The organism is Cohaesibacter gelatinilyticus (assembly GCF_900215605.1).
In the GTDB taxonomy this organism is placed as follows: Bacteria; Pseudomonadota; Alphaproteobacteria; order Rhizobiales; family Cohaesibacteraceae; genus Cohaesibacter; species Cohaesibacter gelatinilyticus.
In genome coordinates, this window is record NZ_OBEL01000001.1 from 375,654 (window position 1) to 391,585 (window position 15,932).

The window sequence follows — 15,932 nt, forward strand, 5'->3', positions numbered from 1 at the left end:
TTTCTGGATCCGGTAATGTTGGCCGATTGACCAGAGTCTTGCAATTCCTGTCTCCAAACTACATATAATTTTCCAATCGATTATTCAGGAACACCAAGGAGCCGGGATTGGACTCTCTCACACAAGCTGTATTGGGCGGCACCATTGGATATGCCGTCGGCGGTCGTCAATTGGGTCGCAAGGCTGCGCTTTGGGGAATGGGTCTTGGCACCTTGCCTGACCTTGATGTTCTGGTTTCCTTTTCCGATCCGATTGAAGACTTCATCTATCATCGCTCATGGAGCCATTCGCTCTTCCTGCTCACCGCTATCAGCCCAGTGATCGGGGAGGGGATACGGCGTCTGCATAAACTCCCAACATCATCGCGTGTGACCATCATGCTGATGACATGGCTGGTGCTGATCACTCACCCATTGCTCGATAGTCTCACCTCATATGGGACGCAACTGCTCTGGCCGCTGACCAACTATCCATTTGCTGTCTCTTCAGTTTCGATCATCGATCCGGTCTACACACTTCCCTTGCTCTTCGCTACCATCTGGGCGTTGATCAAAGGACGACCGAAGATTGAAGGAACAATAGGAAGTGCAGGCAAAATCAGCAGGGTCGCGCTTATTCTTTCAACGCTTTATCTTGGTTGGGGCATGTTGGCTCAAAATCAGATGCAGACCCGTGTAGAGCAACAAATTGCCCAAGGCAGCGAGCCAGATACATCTGATCCGCAGATTCTCGTTACACCTTCCATGGGTAATTCAGTTCTTTGGTATGTTCTGTCAGTTGATGACGAGAAAGCCCGCTATGGTTGGGTGTCTCTATTGGATGCTGATGATCAAAAGATTGAATGGATCGATATGGATAGGAATCTGGATCTGTTGGAGGAAGGATCAGAACGACCAGAATTGGTTCAGTCCTTGATGAATTTTACTCATGGTTTCTATGCGCTCGAGCAGCATGCGGGAAACCAGATTCTTTTGAAGGACCTGCGCATGGGAATTGCACCGGATTTTGTCTTCCGCTTTCTCATTGCAAAAAAGGAAGCGGAGCAATTGAAGTGGAACCAGCCTACAGTGCAATTGCAGCGACAGATAAATCCTGAAGCAGCGTCCTTCCTCTGGAGCCGTATGCAAGGTCGATAGAAAAGACCGGGATGCGAAGCATCAAACGTTACGGGATATTTGAAGCATGTTTTTTGCAGAAAAGTATTTGCGGTTTTTGGGTGGGAATATGCTCTAACGCAGTTTGGGAGCAGGCATCAGGCTTTGTTGAAGCAGATTGATCATCGGTGTTTTCTCCCCCACACGGGTGCTGAGCAATCCAACAGGTCGAGCATAGCGAACATTGCGAATGATCGTTACATGGAAATCTGACGTGTCTAGCATGACGCCCGGCCATAATGGCAACAGGGATGTCCCCATGCCTTCACGCACCATATGAAGAATGGAATCAGGACCATCCAGGTCGCATAGAATATCCGGCATCAATCCGAAGTCGTTCAGATATTGTGCGGCAATTCTTCCTCCCCAACTCTGCCGATCATAGCAAATATAGGAAGAAGACATTATGGACCGGGCTATCGTCTTCTCACTGGCATCTTTCAATGGCTCAGGAGATATATGGCAAAGAGGTTCGAGCGCGATTGGAAAGAATTGCAGAGCTTTGGACAGCGCAAAAGGTGGTTCAACCAAAAGCGCAACATCGATATCGCGTGTCTGCACATCCTCGTACAAGGCTCTGGAAGTGCCAGGTGAGATGGTCAGATGAATATCTGGAGCCTGCTGGCGTAGATCCCTCATCACCTTTGGCAGATAGCCACTCATGGCCGTCGAGATGACTCCGAAGTTTAACTGGCCGCTCAAACCCTGGTCATCCAGATCGCTGGCGAGCAGGGAAACATCTTCCAGAATTTGTCGAGCTCTGGGCAACAGGTTGAGGCAAGCTTGCGTCGGTTTGGCGCGATGACCCATGCGATCAAGAAGGACACATCCCATCTGACGCTCAAGTGCAGCAATGCGCTGACCGACAGCAGCGGGGGTCATATGATCTATCCGTGCGGCTTCCGCGATGGACCCTTTCTCTGCAACCAGCACCAAAGAGCGGAGAAAATCCGTATCCAAAAGAGTTCCTTTCGATTGATGAAAGAAATATATTGTATTTCTTTTTGATCTGCAATGGTAAAACCGGGCACAAATGATGAGCCAAACCATCACTCTGACTCGTCGAACATAAGATGGAATGATCCTGGAGCCGGAATGTTCGTCCAATTGCCGCTTGCTGGTGGTCGAACATGGATTGCTGTGAAATTGGGCTGACCAGCAAGCGGCATCTTCAGAACCCATAGTATGGTGCTTGGCTCCGAAGGACCTTGCTGACAAGGGGGGCTGGGATGGCAATTTATGGAATATTGTTTCGGCGCTTTGTTCAGTGTCATTGAAAGATGTTAGCCAAGAGGGAATAAATGAAAGTCATCAAGCCTCAGGTAGGACCGAAAAACGTTCCAGACCAAGATCACCTGATAATCGGGGTTTGCCAAATGGCACCGATCTTTCTGAACCGTCAGGCGACGTTGGATAAGGCGATTGATCAGATCGAGCTGGCAGCAAAAGAAGGTTGTGAACTGATTACTTTTGGTGAGGCATTGGTGCCGGGCTATCCGTTCTGGCTCGCTCTGACAGATGCGGCCCGCTTCAATGATGACAAACAAAAAGCCATTCATTCTCTATATCTTGAACAGGGTGTAACCATTGAGCGAGGCGATCTTGCCGATGTGCAAGCCGCTGCCAAGCGAAACAAAATTGCTATATATCTGGGCATCATGGAACGCGCGTTGGATCGTGGTGGCCATACGCTTTATTGTAGCCTGGTCTATATTGACAACCAGGGACAGATCGCCTCCGTCCATCGCAAGCTTCATCCAACCTATGAAGAGCGCTTGGCTTGGGGCAGCGGGGATGGACATGGTCTTCGCACCCATTCATTGGGTGCCTTCACACTTGGGGGCTTGAACTGTTTCGAAAACTGGATGCCACTCTCACGCGCTGCGCTTTACGCACAAGGTGAAAATCTTCATATCGGCGTCTGGCCGGGTGGATTGCACAACACCTATGATCTGACGCAAGTGCTCGCCAAGGAAGGCCGTTCTTATGTTGTGGCTTGTTCTGGCCTGATGCGCAAAAGTGACTGCCCTGCGGATATGCCTTCATTGGAAGAAATCCTCGATAATTCCGGGGAATTCATGGCCAATGGTGGCTCTTGCATTGCCAATCCAGACGGAACTTGGCTGATTGAACCTGTGATTGAGGAAGAAGCTCTGCTTGTCGCCGAAATCGACCATGCCAAGGTGCGCCAGGAACGTCAGAACTTTGATCTGGCTGGCCATTACTCACGTCCTGACGTTACACGTCTTGTTGTCAATCGCCAGCGCCAAGGCTTGGCCACATTTGAGGATGAATGAGGAACAACGCCATGCAAAGCTATTTTCATCTTGCCTTCAATGTGAAGGATCTGGACGAAGCACGAACTTTCTATTGCGATATGCTTGGCTGTACGGCTGGTCGTTCAACGGATAGCTGGATTGATATCAATTTCTTTGGCCATCAGCTCTCACTGCATTTGGGGGAGCCTTTTCCGACTGCCAAGACAGGCAAGGTGGGAGGTCATCTTGTGCCTATGCCGCATCTCGGCGCAATCCTGCCACTGGCCGACTGGAAAAAACTGGCGGTCAGGCTTGAGGAAAATGGGTTGGAATTTGTCTTCCCACCTTTCGCCCGTTTTGTGGGTGAGCCGGGTGAGCAACATACGATGTTTTTCCGTGATCCATCAGGCAATCCGATCGAGATCAAAGGATTTGCTGATATGTCCGGAATTTTTGCGAGCTGATTTGAAGCTTTACTGTGGGGACGCCTCCTTTTTTGCCTCTAAGCAACCGGGCGAATAGGAGGAACTCTGGCCGGGACGAGAGTCCCGGCCTTTTTTTGCCTCAACCGATTTCAGTCACATATTGATCTTGGTTGTATGTTTGACAGCTCGTAGGGTGAGGGTGGAATTGACTCTTACCACGCCGGGAAGATTGGTCAGGATGTCATGATGGATGCGTTCCAGATCGGCGGCATCCTGATAGACTACACGCAGCAGATAATCATATTCGCCCGCCAGCAAATAGCAGTCCTGAATTTCGTTGATCTCTTTCACCGCGCGCTCAAATCGAGCCAGAATATCGCGACCCTGTCCTTCCAATGTTACAAAGACAAAGGCAGCGCCAGTAAGGCCACAGGCCTTGGCATCCAGCATCATATGATAGCCACTGACTAGCCCGCTTTCTTCCAATTGCTTGACACGGCGGAGACAAGCGGAAGGAGACAGGCTGACTTTCTCGGCCAGCTCGGCATTTGTCAGTCGGCCGTCTTCCTGAAGGAAATTCAGAATCTGACGGTCACGCTTATCTAAATCCTTCAATTGCATTTAATTTCACCTATCTTATATTTTTTCGAATTTTATTCGAAAAAATATAAGATAGGCAAGCATCTTTCGTGACAAATTGCGCATAAATTCGAGCAAAATAGTGTGATCAAATTCTCAAGGATGCTCCGCATAACGAAAAGAAGAGCATCAAGTGCAACAGCAGCAATCCAAGCCAGAAGGAATTTGCATCATGCTTATCGGATGCCCAAAAGAAATCAAAGACAGCGAAGACCGCGTTGGTCTGGTGCCATCTTCCGTTCAGGAACTGGTTGCCAGCGGCCACGAAGTCATGATGGAAACCAATGCTGGTCAAGGCATCGGTTGTTCAGACAATGACTATCTTGCAGCCGGCGCGACCATCGTGGAGACCGCTGACGAGATCTTTGCCAAGGCCGATATGGTCGTCAAAGTGAAAGAGCCTCAGGCTGTAGAGCGTGCGAAACTGCGTAAAGGTCAGGTTCTCTTCACTTACCTGCATTTGGCACCAGATGCTCCTCAGACCGAAGATCTGGTAAAGTCCGAAGCAACCTGCATCGCTTATGAAACCGTGACTTCCGATTCCGGTGCTCTGCCATTGCTCTTCCCAATGTCAGAAGTTGCTGGCCGTCTGGCTCCACAGGTTGGCGCACAGGCTCTGGAAAACAATGGCGGCGGCATGGGCATTCTGCTCGGTGGCGTTCCTGGTGTGGATCCTGCTGAAGTCGTCATCATCGGCGCTGGCGTGTCCGGCACCAACGCAGCTCGCATCGCGCTGGGCATGGGTGCATCCGTGACCATGGTTGATCGCAATGTTGACGCTCTGCGTGCAGCAGTTGACCGCTTCGGTACCGCAGTGAAGACCGTTTACTCCAATAAGGGCAACATTGCTCGCTTGGTTGAAAAAGCAGACATGGTCATCGGTACCGTTCTGATCCCCGGTGCAGCAGCTCCAAAACTCGTCACCAAGGAAATGATCGCTTCCATGCGTGATGGTTCCGTCATCGTTGACGTAGCAATCGATCAGGGCGGCTGCTTCGAGACCTCCAAAGCGACCACTCACTCCAACCCAACCTATGTAGTTGACGGCGTGGTTCACTATTGTGTGGCCAACATGCCTGGCTGTGTGGCTCGCACTTCTGCCTTTGCGCTCAACAATGCGACCCTACCATTCACTCTGGCTCTGGCCAACAAAGGCTGGCAGCAGGCACTGAAAGACGATGCACATCTGCGCAACGGCCTGAACGTGCATGAAGGCAAAGTCACCTACAAGGCCGTCGCCGACGATCTTGGCTACGACTATGTCTCTTCTGAGAGCATTTTGGGTCTCTAAAAACTAGCACCCTAGGTGCAGTGGTGAGCATTAAATAAAAAGCCGGGCTTTGCATCTGCAGAGCCCGGCTTTTTAAATTTGAGATCATTATGCCATCTGACTTTGTATGTTGGATGGCTTTGAGGAAGATTTCAGCTTGCTCGTCAAACCCTTGACCAGTGCCTTGTTCAAAGGCTCTTCCCAATAGCGATAAATGATCATTGAAACGCCTATGCAGCCCGCTATAACGCCGAAGGCCACTCCAACGGCGGCCCAGCCAGTAAGATGCAGACTATCTGCAATCACATAACTGATGGTCAGGCCTGCATATTGATGCACCAGATACAGCGAGTAGGACGCCAATCCGACTTTGGCGAGTGGTGCAATGGAAAGCGCCCGGTTCAATCCATCCCACCATTGCGGCAGGATCAGAAGCGCAGCAAAGACCGGTGCGAAGGCAAGGAAATAGGCATCGCCAAACAAATGTGATGCCCAGCCAAGGCAGACAAAGCCATTGAATAGGGTAAAGCCAGCCATGCTTAGTTGCTGTTGATTGACCAGATAGGCTGCTATTCCAAGCAGGAACCAACCGGAGAAATTGGAAATACTGACCACTGCCAATCCATTATAGATCGACTGAATGCCCAGCATCTGTGCGCCTGACATGGCGACCAGACTTCCGAGGAAAAACAGATTGATCAGTAGAATGAAATGTTTGCGTGAGAGGAAGTATAAAAGTCCGGCGATGGCATAGAAGCGAACTTCTACAAACAAAGACCAATAGGCCTTATCCATCCAATTTTTACTCGACGCCAGGCAGTGCGGCATTCCAGAGCTTTGGAGAAATCAGACTGAGGGACGGCAGGAAATTGCCCCACTGGGCCGCCCAGACATTTGGCCAAAGCGACAAAACCCCAAATGTCAGGCTGGCACAGAGCAGCATAGTCGGCCAAAGCCTTGCAAAGCGACGGATGGCAAACTGCAGAAAGACTGCAAATCTCGCAGCGTTCCCGCAAATCAAGGTGTCTATATCTCGTTCCCATACCACCTGCCACAATAGCAGGTGTTGCACTTCGGATGTGAATCTAACGGGCACGAAGTCCGTCAATATAACCAATGCGCGACATATAGGGGCCTTGGGCTGATCACATGAATGAAGTGATCCAGCCTTAGGCTACATTCACAAAGATTGGCTTACTCATTGGGTCTGGCTGCCCAAAACCGCTTTCCATGGTTAAGCAAGCCTTGAAAGATGATATATCTAATTCTTGCCGAGACAGGCCTGAACATACCCCTCATCAAAGATCTCACCCCAGGCGACCTCATAGCCATCGCGCATCATCTGCGCCAGCTCACCATAGCTCTCCCAGCCCGAATGATGCAGCTTGACGCGGCATTCTTCATCGCCAAGATGCAGGAAGCTGACCACAAGTTGACTGGCCCCTTCTGCCGGTTGCCCCATATGAAAGGCTATCTCGACGGAATGAGGCGCATCACAATCCTTGAAGCTGCCCCAGATATAGCGTGTGCCGTCAGCGGTAATCTCGGTGATCTTGCCATCATTGACGGCGTTGACTTCCAGACCCAAGGCTCGTGTGCCATCGCGATGAGCACTGACAGAGCGTGAATGCAACGGCCACCATAACCCCATCTTGCCAACAAACAATCCATAAGCAGCCTCTTGAGAGAGGGGAACCTGTGCAGCTTTCACAATGGGTTTGGTCATGGATACTCTCAAAGCTTCATCAGTGGAATGACACTAATAGCGCCGCATATTGCGTTTGAAAAGCCTGTAACGATGCAGAGTAACAAGGAAGCCAAAAATCGAGAGGCAGAGGCCCGAGGTTGCCCATTTCAAAAGCTTGGCATCGAATTGGAAATCGGAAAGCCAGGATGTTGGATGAGCAATTTCGGGGTGCCAAGGAAAATAGGTGAGGGAGATGGACTGGTCGATTTCGAGCAAATACTTCTCTTTTATAAACCAAACTTCATGTTTGAACTCTGCGCCCTCAATTGAAGTGAAGTTGAGGATCGCGGTGCTAAAATCTCCGAAATAGGTCGTGTTTTTAAAAAGCAAAGATGGTGGGCCAGAATCAAAATTTTTCTCGAATGGGCCAGATGATAGTGCGACTGAAATCACACTTCCTTCAGTTGTTTGACCCCAATTGGTGAGCAACCAATAGACCAGACCGGTATCGTAATGCGTTCCGACAATGTAGGCGCATATTAGCCCGATAATGATACAAATGGCCATGAAGAGGGAATAACCATCTTCTTGGTCTTGATGGGCGTTGAATGTCATTGGAGTAATTGAAATCCGGAGATAGAAGTAAATATGCACTATCTGATGGCAATTATCTAGAATTGCAACTCATGAATTGGTTCATGGTTTCCATATTCTATTTCTTCCGGCGCAAGAAGGGGCGGGTGGTTTTCAGAACGCGGCCGATACTTTTGCCCGCGCGATCTTCGATCCATGCCATCTTATTGTCCAGAAAGGGCCAAGTTTTTCGGGTACGGCGGATCCAGTTGCGACCAGAGGAGCTATAGGCGACCAACAGGAAGATCCCCAATGCAAGCAAAGGAACGCCAGTGGGGATCGGAAGCCAGATGGTGGCAATGCCTGCAATCAGACAAACAATTGCAAGTCCAAGCATAAACCATTGTTTGAAAGTCGCTATCACCGCGAGTCGGTCCATCTGCCATTCTTTGAGATATCACTGCCTTAAGCAGGACATATGACAGCGAGACGACGGTGTTTCTGTTTTGCCAAGAGCAGATAACGGACCAATGGAAAAGAAAATTGGGCGATATTCAGAGCTGATTGTCAACGTCGCCAGACAGGCGGCTTAGTAATGGACGTGTGGTGCGCAAGACGCGCGTGACCTTGTTCTCTGATCTGTCTTCCAACCAGATCATCTGACGATCAATCAGCGAGAAACGCTTGCGTACGCGACGCACAAGATTGCGGCCAGAGCGGCTATTGGCAATGAGCAGGAAGGTAGCGAAGGCCATGAGAATGGCCCCGGCTGGAACCGGCGTCCAGACAGAAGCAAGGCCTATGACGAACAAAATGATCGCCACACCCACAATAATCCCTTGCTTGAGCCGTGTTACCAAATGTCTTGTCCTGTTCCAAAATGTAAAAGCGCTAAAATATGAAGCACCCTTACAGCTTAGATAAGGGCATTTGTGTCAAGATCAAGGTGCAACTGAACCGCTCCACAGCCCTGAGCACCATGCATCATTTTTTTCTCAAGACAGTGACACATTCCACATGTGCGGAGAAGAGAAATTGATCTACCGGGGTGACACTTTCAATCTCGTAGCCACCGTCAACCAAAATGCGCAAATCTCGGGCCAAGGTGCCAGGGTTGCAGGAAACAGCCACCACACAGGGGATGTTGGATTTGGCAATTTCTTCAGCCTGCGCTTTGGCACCTGCGCGTGGGGGATCAAAGACCACGGCATCGAATTTCTTCATCTCCATCGCCAAGACGGGGCGACGGAACAGATCACGGCGCTCAATCTTGATGCCTTTCAGATTGGAGCCAAAGCGCCAACCTTTCTCCAAGGCCTTGAGAGCCGCTTCATCGCCCTCCAAAGCCCAGACAGGAGAATTCTCGGCCAGGCGAAGGGCAAAGGTGCCCGACCCGCAAAAGAGATCAATCACACGCTTGGCTTTGTCTCCAACGGCATCAAGCACCAGATTCACCATGGCGTGTTCCGCCGTTGCGTCAGCTTGTGTGAACGCTCCGGAGGGAGGAGAGACATGAGCCCGTCCCATGGTCAGTTGTGGTGGGCGGCGTTCCAGTAATATCTCGCCATTGGCGCTGAGACGGGCAAGGTCCAGATCTTCGGCGACTTGAACAGCTTTCAGATAAGTCTGACCGCCATTCAAATCCCTGACATTGGCAAGGCTCACATCAATACCGGAATTCGTGGACAGCAATGTGACTTTTGCCTCGCCCTTCTTGGTCATGAAAAGCGGAAGCACTTCGGCCAGCTTTGGCAGCAATGCAGAAAGCTCTGGGACGAGCACCGGGCAATGGTTCACATCAACAATGCGATTGCTCTTTGCCTCATGGTAGCCAAACAAAAGCCGACGACCAATTAAGCGGGCAGTCAGAACCGCGCGGCGACGTCCACCGGGTTTGGTTGCGATCATGGGCTGCAAAGGAACATCGAAACCACGTGACGCAAGAGCCTCTTTCACAAGATTGGATTTCCATGCTTGATAAGGCTCACTCGCCAGATGTTGCATGGAACACCCACCACAACGCTCGAACAAAGGACAGATGGCATCGACACGGTCCGCTGATGAGACGACAACTTCTTCCAGCTCAGCACGCTCGCCACGTGGTGTGATACGCACCCGCTCGCCTTCAAGAGCATAGGGCACAAACATCGCTTTGCCATCATGATGGGCAATGCCATCGCCTTTGGCCCCAAGGCTTTCAATCATCACTTCAACGGGATCGGTCACAATCGGTCCTCTTCAATCCATCTGGTCTGCGCCACTCTTAAGCGAAGAGGCCCAAGAATGAAAGGGGAGGCAAGATTAAGACTTTGAAAACCATAAGTTCAGATATTCAAAAATAATAGAAAATTTTATCTACCCCATTAGCCCCGCTTTAAGCAGCGTTACTTTAATAATTGGACCTTCTGTTCCAAAACGGAGAGAAAGTATGTTGCTACGACTTTTCTATGGGGTAATTATCTCAGCTTTTCTTCTGATGCCAAGTCATGCTGCAACCAAACATTCCTGGAAAGTTTCCAAGATTTTTGGTCAGGCATGGATCGCATCGACGGGTGTGAAGCCCCGTAAAGTTTCCAAAGGCAGCATGCTTAACCCAGGCGAGACATTGTCCACACGAGGGCGAACCAAGCTGATGTTGAGCCGAGGCAAAGAGCGTATTCAGGTTGGCTCCAATGCGGTTATGGCAATTCCGCGAGAACAATATCTACGGACTGGTAAGACGCTGATTTTGCAACAGGCGGGACGACTGGATCTCGCAGTCAACAAAAAGGACGTCAAGCATTTTGCAGTGAAAACGCCCTATGTGGCTGCAATTGTGAAGGGAACACAATTCTCTGTCTCTGTGACAGAGAAGAAAACGATCGTTTCTGTTCGTTCCGGTAAAGTGGGGGTATCCAGTTCTTTGTCTGGAGAAGAAGTGGATATCACCGCAGGCCAAACGGCTAGTCTTGATCGCGCCAAATCCAAATTTTCCGTCTCGGGCCTGGGTAAGGCAGCAAGCGTGCGGAAAGTGAAAAAAGTTAAGGTAGTTCCGCCTGCTTTTGTGGCTACTAAAACAATAAAAGGCAGTCGCAAGGAGCTCTCTCCGGGTTCTGCCAGAAAGACTTCGCCTCAATCCTGGCATAGTCAGGTAAATCCAGGCATGGAATTCAGAGGTGGTGCCCGTTCTGCTGATGTCTCGAGCAATGCTGGAAACAGAGGAAATAGCGGCGCCAATGAGAACAGCAATGGCGGTGGAAATGGCAATGGCGGTGGAAACGGCAACGGCGGTGGAAACGGCAATGGCGGTGGAAACGGCAATGGCGGTGGAAACGGCAACGGCGGTGGAAACGGCAACGGCGGTGGAAACGGCAATGGCGGTGGAAACGGCAACGGTGGCGGAAACTCATAGAGTTCCATTTTATTGGCGTTTGTATGAGAAGAGATCTTCTGTGAGAAGGCGGAGAATGAGTATGTTTCAAAGACTATTAATTTGTTTGACCCTAACCTTCCTGTTGGCAACACCAAGTCAGGCAGTGAGTGAGCATTCTTGGAAAATTACCAAAATTTTTGGCAATGCCTGGATTGCTTCAAAAGGGGTGAAGCCGCGCAAAGCTTCCAAAGGCGGCATGCTCAATCCCGGTGAGACTTTGTCAACCCGAGGTCGTACCAAGCTCATGCTGAAACGCGGTAAAGAGCGTATGCAGGTTGGGGCCAACGCAGTTCTTGCCATTCCGCAAGAACAGCATTTGCGTCCTGGCAAAACACTCATCCTGCAGCAAGCTGGTCGATTGGATCTCGCTGTCAATAAAAAGGACGTCAAGCATTTTGCAGTGAAAACGCCTTATCTGGCTGCTGTGGTAAAGGGTACCCAATTTTCTGTATCCGTGAATGAGAAGAAAACAACGGTTTCTGTTCGCTCAGGCAAGGTGGGTGTCTCCAGTTCTTTGTCAGGTGAAACGACTGATATCACAGCAGGCCAATCCGCAAGTCTGGATCGCTCGAAAGCAGGGCCTGCCAAATTGTCGGTGGCAGCCGCTGGAAAACGGGTGAGCATACGCAAGACCCGAAAGGTCAAGGCAGCATTGCCAGCATTTGTGACGACTAAAAAAGTCAAAGGCGTGCGCAAGGAATTGGTGCCTGGTTCGCCTAAAAAGGCCATGTCCAAACGACAGCAGGCAAAAGCCCAAAAAGCTCGTGAAACTCGTAAAGCCAATCGATCAAACCGTGGTTTCAAGGGATCAATCAGAAGTGCTTTCAACAGAAGCAATGCCGGTCCCGGCAATAATGCCAGTAATGCGGCAAATGGTAAAAGCAGTTCCAATAGCAATGCCAGCAGCAACAGCAATAGTGGCGGTAACGGAAACGGCAATGGCGGCGGAAACGGCAATGGCGGTGGAAACGGCAATGGCGGTGGAAACGGCAATGGCGGTGGAAACGGCAATGGCGGTGGAAACGGCAATGGCGGTGGAAATGGCAACGGCGGTGGAAACGGCAATGGCGGTGGAAATGGCAACGGCGGTGGAAATGGCAACGGCGGTGGAAACGGCAATGGCGGTGGAAACGGCAATGGCGGTGGAAACGGCAACGGCGGTGGAAACGGCAATGGCGGTGGAAATGGCAACGGCGGCGGAAACGGCAATGGCGGTGGAAACGGCAATGGCGGTGGAAACGGCAATGGCGGTGGAAACGGCAATGGCGGCGGAAACGGCAACGGCGGCGGAAACGGCAATGGCAATGGCAATGGAAACGGTTAGAGATTGACCATTCCCTGGATATTCATGACATAGATGACACGGCTTCCCGGTCAGCTTTGCTGGCCGGGATTTTTCTTGCCGTACAAATGTATTTGCTTCCAATCGACTTGAAGAGCAGTGTCTAACGCAGAGAGGGAGTGTAGCGACTTCAAGTAACTTAGATCTACATGAACAAATGGAATCATCACTTTAAGAGATGGAAATAATGATTCTGGATCAAAAGGTTACAGAGAATATATGAATCAAACTGAGATGGGTTTTACCACAACTTCAAGAAGCTGAATCAGTCTGTGAATATCCTGAATCAGTTTGGGAATTGGTCCTTGGTCAAGGCATCCATACCGGCTGGGAGGGCGCGGTTATAAAGCGACCATGGTTAATGGACGATAAAGAAAAGCGAGTTTTGAACAGAGTTGAAAAATGATAATTTTGCCCTCGAAATCAGGGTGCGAGTGTGCCAAGGGTATTGCTGATTTTTCGCTTGAAATTGTCCAGACGCGCAGATGAAGCATCCTCCGCTTTATAAAGACAGAGATAGGAAAACTTCGCTTGTGGAGCGCAGACCTTGAACAGCGAGCGTTGCAAAATACGCTTGACCGGTCGTCCCATCCAGAACCAATCAATCCATGCAGGAGAGCCCAAGGTGGTGATGATGAGAGCTGATTTCAAACCTGTTAGACGGGGTTTGATCGGTCCCAGATCGCTGGCATGATCAAAGGCGATGCCAGGTGCCCAGACACGGTCAAACCAGCCTTTTAAAATAGCTGGTAGATTGAACCACCATGTCGGAAAAATGAGGATGAGATGGTCGGCCTTCGTGAGTTCGGTAATCTCATCTTCAAGAGCCTGACCATCAAATGGGCCTTGATAATAGCTTTCACGCTCATGGGATTGCAGACGCGGATCAAAGCCCGCATCATACAAGTCCCGATGGGTGACATTCGCACCGCTCTTTGTAAGTTCGGCAAGGACAGTCTCAACCAGATGCCTGTTCAAACTGTCCTTGAGAGGATGGCAGGAGACAACCAGAATTTGGGGTCGACCACTCATGTCTTGGCTTCACGAGCCACGGCACGCCAGCCGATGTCAGATCGGCAGAACCCATCCGCCCAATCGAGTTTGGAAATGGCTTCATAGCAACGGGCTTGTGCTTCAGTGACGCTGGCTCCGCGCGCGCAGATATTGAGAACACGGCCACCATTGGCAACCAACTGATCTCCATCCATCTTGGTGCCAGCATGGAAGATCTTGACCCCATCAATTGATTCTGCTGCATCCAGCCCATTGATGGCGGTGCCTTTCGTGTAGGAAGCAGGATAGCCTTTTGCTGCCATGACGACATTCATGACCACATCGTCGGAATTCTGCAGGCTTTTGCCAGTCAATTCACCCCGTGCAGACGCAAGAAGCAACTCCAGCAGATCGCTTTCCAGACGCATCATCAGGGTCTGGCATTCCGGATCACCAAAGCGGACATTGTATTCGATCAGCTCCGGACCTTTGTCGGTGATCATCAGACCGAGGAACAGAACACCAGAGAATGGCGCCCCACGGCTGGCCATGCCATCCAGGGTTGGCTGAATGATCTTGTTCATGACTTCCTGGGTCAGCTCTGGTGTCATAACGGGCGCTGGAGTATAGGCTCCCATGCCGCCTGTGTTTGGGCCAGTATCGCCTTCGCCAACTGCCTTATGATCCTGCGCGGATGGCATCAGCAAGGCGGTCTTGCCATCGCAAAGGGCAAACAGACTGGCTTCTTCACCTTGCAAGAAGGCTTCGATCACAACTTCTGCACCTGCATCACCAAAGGCGCCATCAAAGCAATCTTTGATAGCGGCCACGGCTTCATCCTGCGTCATGGCAACGGTGACACCTTTACCAGCAGCAAGACCGTCGGCCTTGATTACAATAGGGGCGGGATTGTCATTCAGATAGGTGAGCGCATCGGCTTCATTGCCAAAACGAGCATAAGCAGCAGTCGGAATATTGAATTCGGCGCAAAGGTCTTTGGTATAGCCTTTGGAGCCTTCCAGCTGTGCAGCTGCCTTGGAGGGGCCGAATACATCAAGGCCAGCATTACGAAGACTGTCAGCAATGCCATCGACCAGTGGATCTTCCGGTCCTACAACAACAAAGCTGATGTCTTTTTCCTTGCAGAAATTGATAACGCTTTGGTGGTCTTTCACGGAGAGATCAGCTTTCTCTGCCAGCTGCAAAATACCGGCATTGCCAGGTGTTGCATAGAGCTGCCCCAATTTGTCGGACTTGGACAGACCATAGGCCAGAGCGTGTTCGCGGCCACCAGAGCCAATCAGAAGGACATTCAGGCGCTCAGACATCAAGATTCCCTTTGCATATGCGAAAAAGCGAGAAAGAAAAGATGCCTGTCTGCTAGCGCGCCTGTGTTGCAAAATCAAGTCTCCATATATCGCATATCAGCAACACTCTGTGCGTCATTCAGGGGCAGACGTGTGCTAAAGGCAATTTGAAGTGTTACCGTCAAAGCAATGACTGATATGGTCAGACTGATCTTACAAGAATGGGAAGAGGAAATAGTGGCAGAGAAGAAACTTCGGATCGATATGTCTGTTGCCGAGTTTGATGCGGGCTATTTTTATGCTACTGACATGAAGGCCTTCGCCCGTGAGATCGGGATCAGTGTTGGAAATTTCAGAAAATCCGAGTTGGAAGATCTGATCCGGGATTTCCTTGCGACGGGCAAGGTTCCCTCTCGAAAGCCGGTTCTTCCAAGAAAGCCAGGTGCAGAGCGTGATGAATTGGCGGTCAATGTCACCGTTACCAATTATGTCGGAGACAAGAAGACCAAGCAGTTTCTGCTGGAGTTAGTCGCCAAAAAAGAAGCGGATCTGAAAAACAAATCCGGTCAATGGTATTGGCTGAATGATTGGCGAAGGCTGCGACAGGAAAGTGATCGGACCTTCACTTATCAGGATCTGGCGGACCATTTGCATTCTTTGATGACGACCAAGGGACGCCTGCCACAGATTCCTTCTGCACGAATGAACAATTTCATCACAGATTTCTATTCAGATCCGCAGAATTCCGATATACCACGTGCAGATGTTCTGAAAGCTTGGGAATGGTTGAAAGTGAAGTCCGGCCCCAAGACCTATCAGAAGTACAAGAGATTGAGATCTGAAGAGAGCTGATAGGGCGTCGTAAAGAGAGG

The 15,932-nt window shown here is 50.4% G+C and carries 17 protein-coding genes and 1 pseudogene; 7 read left to right on the forward strand and 11 right to left on the reverse strand.

Annotation, left to right across the window (positions count from 1 at the left end):
- Positions 1–107 precede the first annotated feature (107 nt).
- A complete protein-coding gene (locus tag CRO57_RS01715) occupies positions 108–1,136 on the forward strand; it encodes a metal-dependent hydrolase (protein ID WP_097151677.1) in 1,029 nt (342 codons plus the stop codon).
- A 93-nt stretch (positions 1,137–1,229) separates the two neighbouring features.
- On the opposite strand, the gene CRO57_RS01720 is transcribed toward CRO57_RS01715, so the two are convergent.
- On the reverse strand, positions 1,230–2,114 hold the full coding sequence (locus CRO57_RS01720; protein ID WP_170955908.1) for a LysR family transcriptional regulator: 885 nt from the start codon (positions 2,112–2,114) through the stop codon (positions 1,230–1,232).
- A gap of 341 nt (positions 2,115–2,455) precedes the next feature.
- Here CRO57_RS01720 and CRO57_RS01725 point away from each other — a divergent pair, with 341 nt between their 5' ends.
- The gene (locus tag CRO57_RS01725) at positions 2,456–3,451 is read left to right on the forward strand and encodes a carbon-nitrogen hydrolase family protein (RefSeq protein ID WP_097151679.1); all 996 of its coding nucleotides are present in this window, start codon (positions 2,456–2,458) and stop codon (positions 3,449–3,451) included.
- An 11-nt stretch (positions 3,452–3,462) separates the two neighbouring features.
- On the forward strand, positions 3,463–3,876 hold the full coding sequence (locus CRO57_RS01730) for a VOC family protein (protein WP_097151680.1): 414 nt from the start codon (positions 3,463–3,465) through the stop codon (positions 3,874–3,876).
- A gap of 114 nt (positions 3,877–3,990) precedes the next feature.
- Here CRO57_RS01730 and CRO57_RS01735 read toward each other — a convergent pair whose 3' ends face one another.
- Positions 3,991–4,458, reverse strand: coding sequence for an Lrp/AsnC family transcriptional regulator (locus CRO57_RS01735; protein WP_097151681.1), 468 nt, complete (start codon positions 4,456–4,458; stop codon positions 3,991–3,993).
- 190 nt (positions 4,459–4,648) lie between these two features.
- Between CRO57_RS01735 and ald the strand changes: the two genes are divergently transcribed.
- Positions 4,649–5,767 carry an alanine dehydrogenase gene (gene ald / locus CRO57_RS01740; RefSeq protein ID WP_097153139.1) on the forward strand — a complete coding sequence of 373 codons (1,119 nt, stop codon included), beginning with the start codon at positions 4,649–4,651 and terminating at the stop codon, positions 5,765–5,767.
- An 87-nt stretch (positions 5,768–5,854) separates the two neighbouring features.
- Here the strand turns inward: ald and CRO57_RS01745 are convergent, their stop codons facing one another.
- From CRO57_RS01745 to CRO57_RS01770, 7 genes are all read right to left on the reverse strand, one after another.
- Positions 5,855–6,541: an acyltransferase family protein gene (locus tag CRO57_RS01745; protein WP_097151682.1), complete on the reverse strand. Its 687-nt coding sequence runs from the start codon at positions 6,539–6,541 to the stop codon at positions 5,855–5,857.
- A gap of 7 nt (positions 6,542–6,548) precedes the next feature.
- Positions 6,549–6,842 (reverse strand): hypothetical protein, encoded by a 294-nt coding sequence (locus CRO57_RS24340; protein ID WP_141401155.1) that lies wholly within the window; start codon positions 6,840–6,842, stop codon positions 6,549–6,551.
- Between the two features lie 165 nt (positions 6,843–7,007).
- Complete coding sequence (locus tag CRO57_RS01750; protein WP_097151683.1) at positions 7,008–7,472, reverse strand: SRPBCC domain-containing protein; 465 nt, start codon at positions 7,470–7,472, stop codon at positions 7,008–7,010.
- A gap of 33 nt (positions 7,473–7,505) precedes the next feature.
- Complete coding sequence (locus tag CRO57_RS01755; protein ID WP_097151684.1) at positions 7,506–8,048, reverse strand: hypothetical protein; 543 nt, start codon at positions 8,046–8,048, stop codon at positions 7,506–7,508.
- Positions 8,049–8,145: 97 nt separating this feature from the next.
- Complete coding sequence (locus tag CRO57_RS01760; RefSeq protein ID WP_141401156.1) at positions 8,146–8,445, reverse strand: exopolysaccharide biosynthesis protein; 300 nt, start codon at positions 8,443–8,445, stop codon at positions 8,146–8,148.
- A 115-nt stretch (positions 8,446–8,560) separates the two neighbouring features.
- On the reverse strand, positions 8,561–8,866 hold the full coding sequence (locus CRO57_RS01765) for a hypothetical protein (protein WP_141401157.1): 306 nt from the start codon (positions 8,864–8,866) through the stop codon (positions 8,561–8,563).
- A gap of 124 nt (positions 8,867–8,990) precedes the next feature.
- Complete coding sequence (locus CRO57_RS01770; RefSeq protein ID WP_097151687.1) at positions 8,991–10,232, reverse strand: class I SAM-dependent RNA methyltransferase; 1,242 nt, start codon at positions 10,230–10,232, stop codon at positions 8,991–8,993.
- A 358-nt stretch (positions 10,233–10,590) separates the two neighbouring features.
- Here CRO57_RS01770 and CRO57_RS25440 point away from each other — a divergent pair.
- Positions 10,591–10,881 (forward strand): annotated as a pseudogene (locus CRO57_RS25440) (FecR domain-containing protein); the annotation flags it as partial.
- 340 nt (positions 10,882–11,221) lie between these two features.
- Positions 11,222–12,742, forward strand: a complete 1,521-nt coding sequence (locus CRO57_RS24460; protein ID WP_170955909.1) for a FecR domain-containing protein — start codon at positions 11,222–11,224, stop codon at positions 12,740–12,742.
- A gap of 441 nt (positions 12,743–13,183) precedes the next feature.
- Here CRO57_RS24460 and CRO57_RS01785 read toward each other — a convergent pair whose 3' ends face one another.
- Together CRO57_RS01785 and purD are read right to left on the reverse strand one after the other, a co-directional pair.
- Entirely contained in the window at positions 13,184–13,792 is a 609-nt protein-coding gene (locus CRO57_RS01785) for an NAD(P)H-dependent oxidoreductase (protein ID WP_097151690.1), read from the reverse strand.
- Entirely contained in the window at positions 13,789–15,069 is a 1,281-nt protein-coding gene (purD, locus tag CRO57_RS01790) for a phosphoribosylamine--glycine ligase (RefSeq protein ID WP_097153140.1), read from the reverse strand. The genes CRO57_RS01785 and purD overlap by 4 nt, the downstream gene beginning before the upstream one ends.
- 228 nt (positions 15,070–15,297) lie before the next feature.
- Here purD and CRO57_RS01795 point away from each other — a divergent pair, with 228 nt between their 5' ends.
- The gene (locus tag CRO57_RS01795; RefSeq protein WP_141401158.1) at positions 15,298–15,912 is read left to right on the forward strand and encodes an SAP domain-containing protein; all 615 of its coding nucleotides are present in this window, start codon (positions 15,298–15,300) and stop codon (positions 15,910–15,912) included.
- Positions 15,913–15,932: the final 20 nt, after the last annotated feature.

Coding starts and splice junctions, on each gene's coding strand:
- CRO57_RS01745 (WP_097151682.1), bottom strand. CDS start 6,541: ATGGATAAGGCCTATTGGTCTTTGTTTGTAGAAGTTCGCTTCTATGCC.
- ald (WP_097153139.1), top strand. CDS start 4,649: ATGCTTATCGGATGCCCAAAAGAAATCAAAGACAGCGAAGACCGCGTT.
- CRO57_RS01785 (WP_097151690.1), bottom strand. CDS start 13,792: ATGAGTGGTCGACCCCAAATTCTGGTTGTCTCCTGCCATCCTCTCAAG.
- CRO57_RS24460 (WP_170955909.1), top strand. CDS start 11,222: ATGAGAACAGCAATGGCGGTGGAAATGGCAATGGCGGTGGAAACGGCA.
- CRO57_RS01730 (WP_097151680.1), top strand. CDS start 3,463: ATGCAAAGCTATTTTCATCTTGCCTTCAATGTGAAGGATCTGGACGAA.
- CRO57_RS01750 (WP_097151683.1), bottom strand. CDS start 7,472: ATGACCAAACCCATTGTGAAAGCTGCACAGGTTCCCCTCTCTCAAGAG.
- CRO57_RS01725 (WP_097151679.1), top strand. CDS start 2,456: ATGAAAGTCATCAAGCCTCAGGTAGGACCGAAAAACGTTCCAGACCAA.
- CRO57_RS01735 (WP_097151681.1), bottom strand. CDS start 4,458: ATGCAATTGAAGGATTTAGATAAGCGTGACCGTCAGATTCTGAATTTC.
- CRO57_RS01760 (WP_141401156.1), bottom strand. CDS start 8,445: ATGGACCGACTCGCGGTGATAGCGACTTTCAAACAATGGTTTATGCTT.
- CRO57_RS01755 (WP_097151684.1), bottom strand. CDS start 8,048: ATGACATTCAACGCCCATCAAGACCAAGAAGATGGTTATTCCCTCTTC.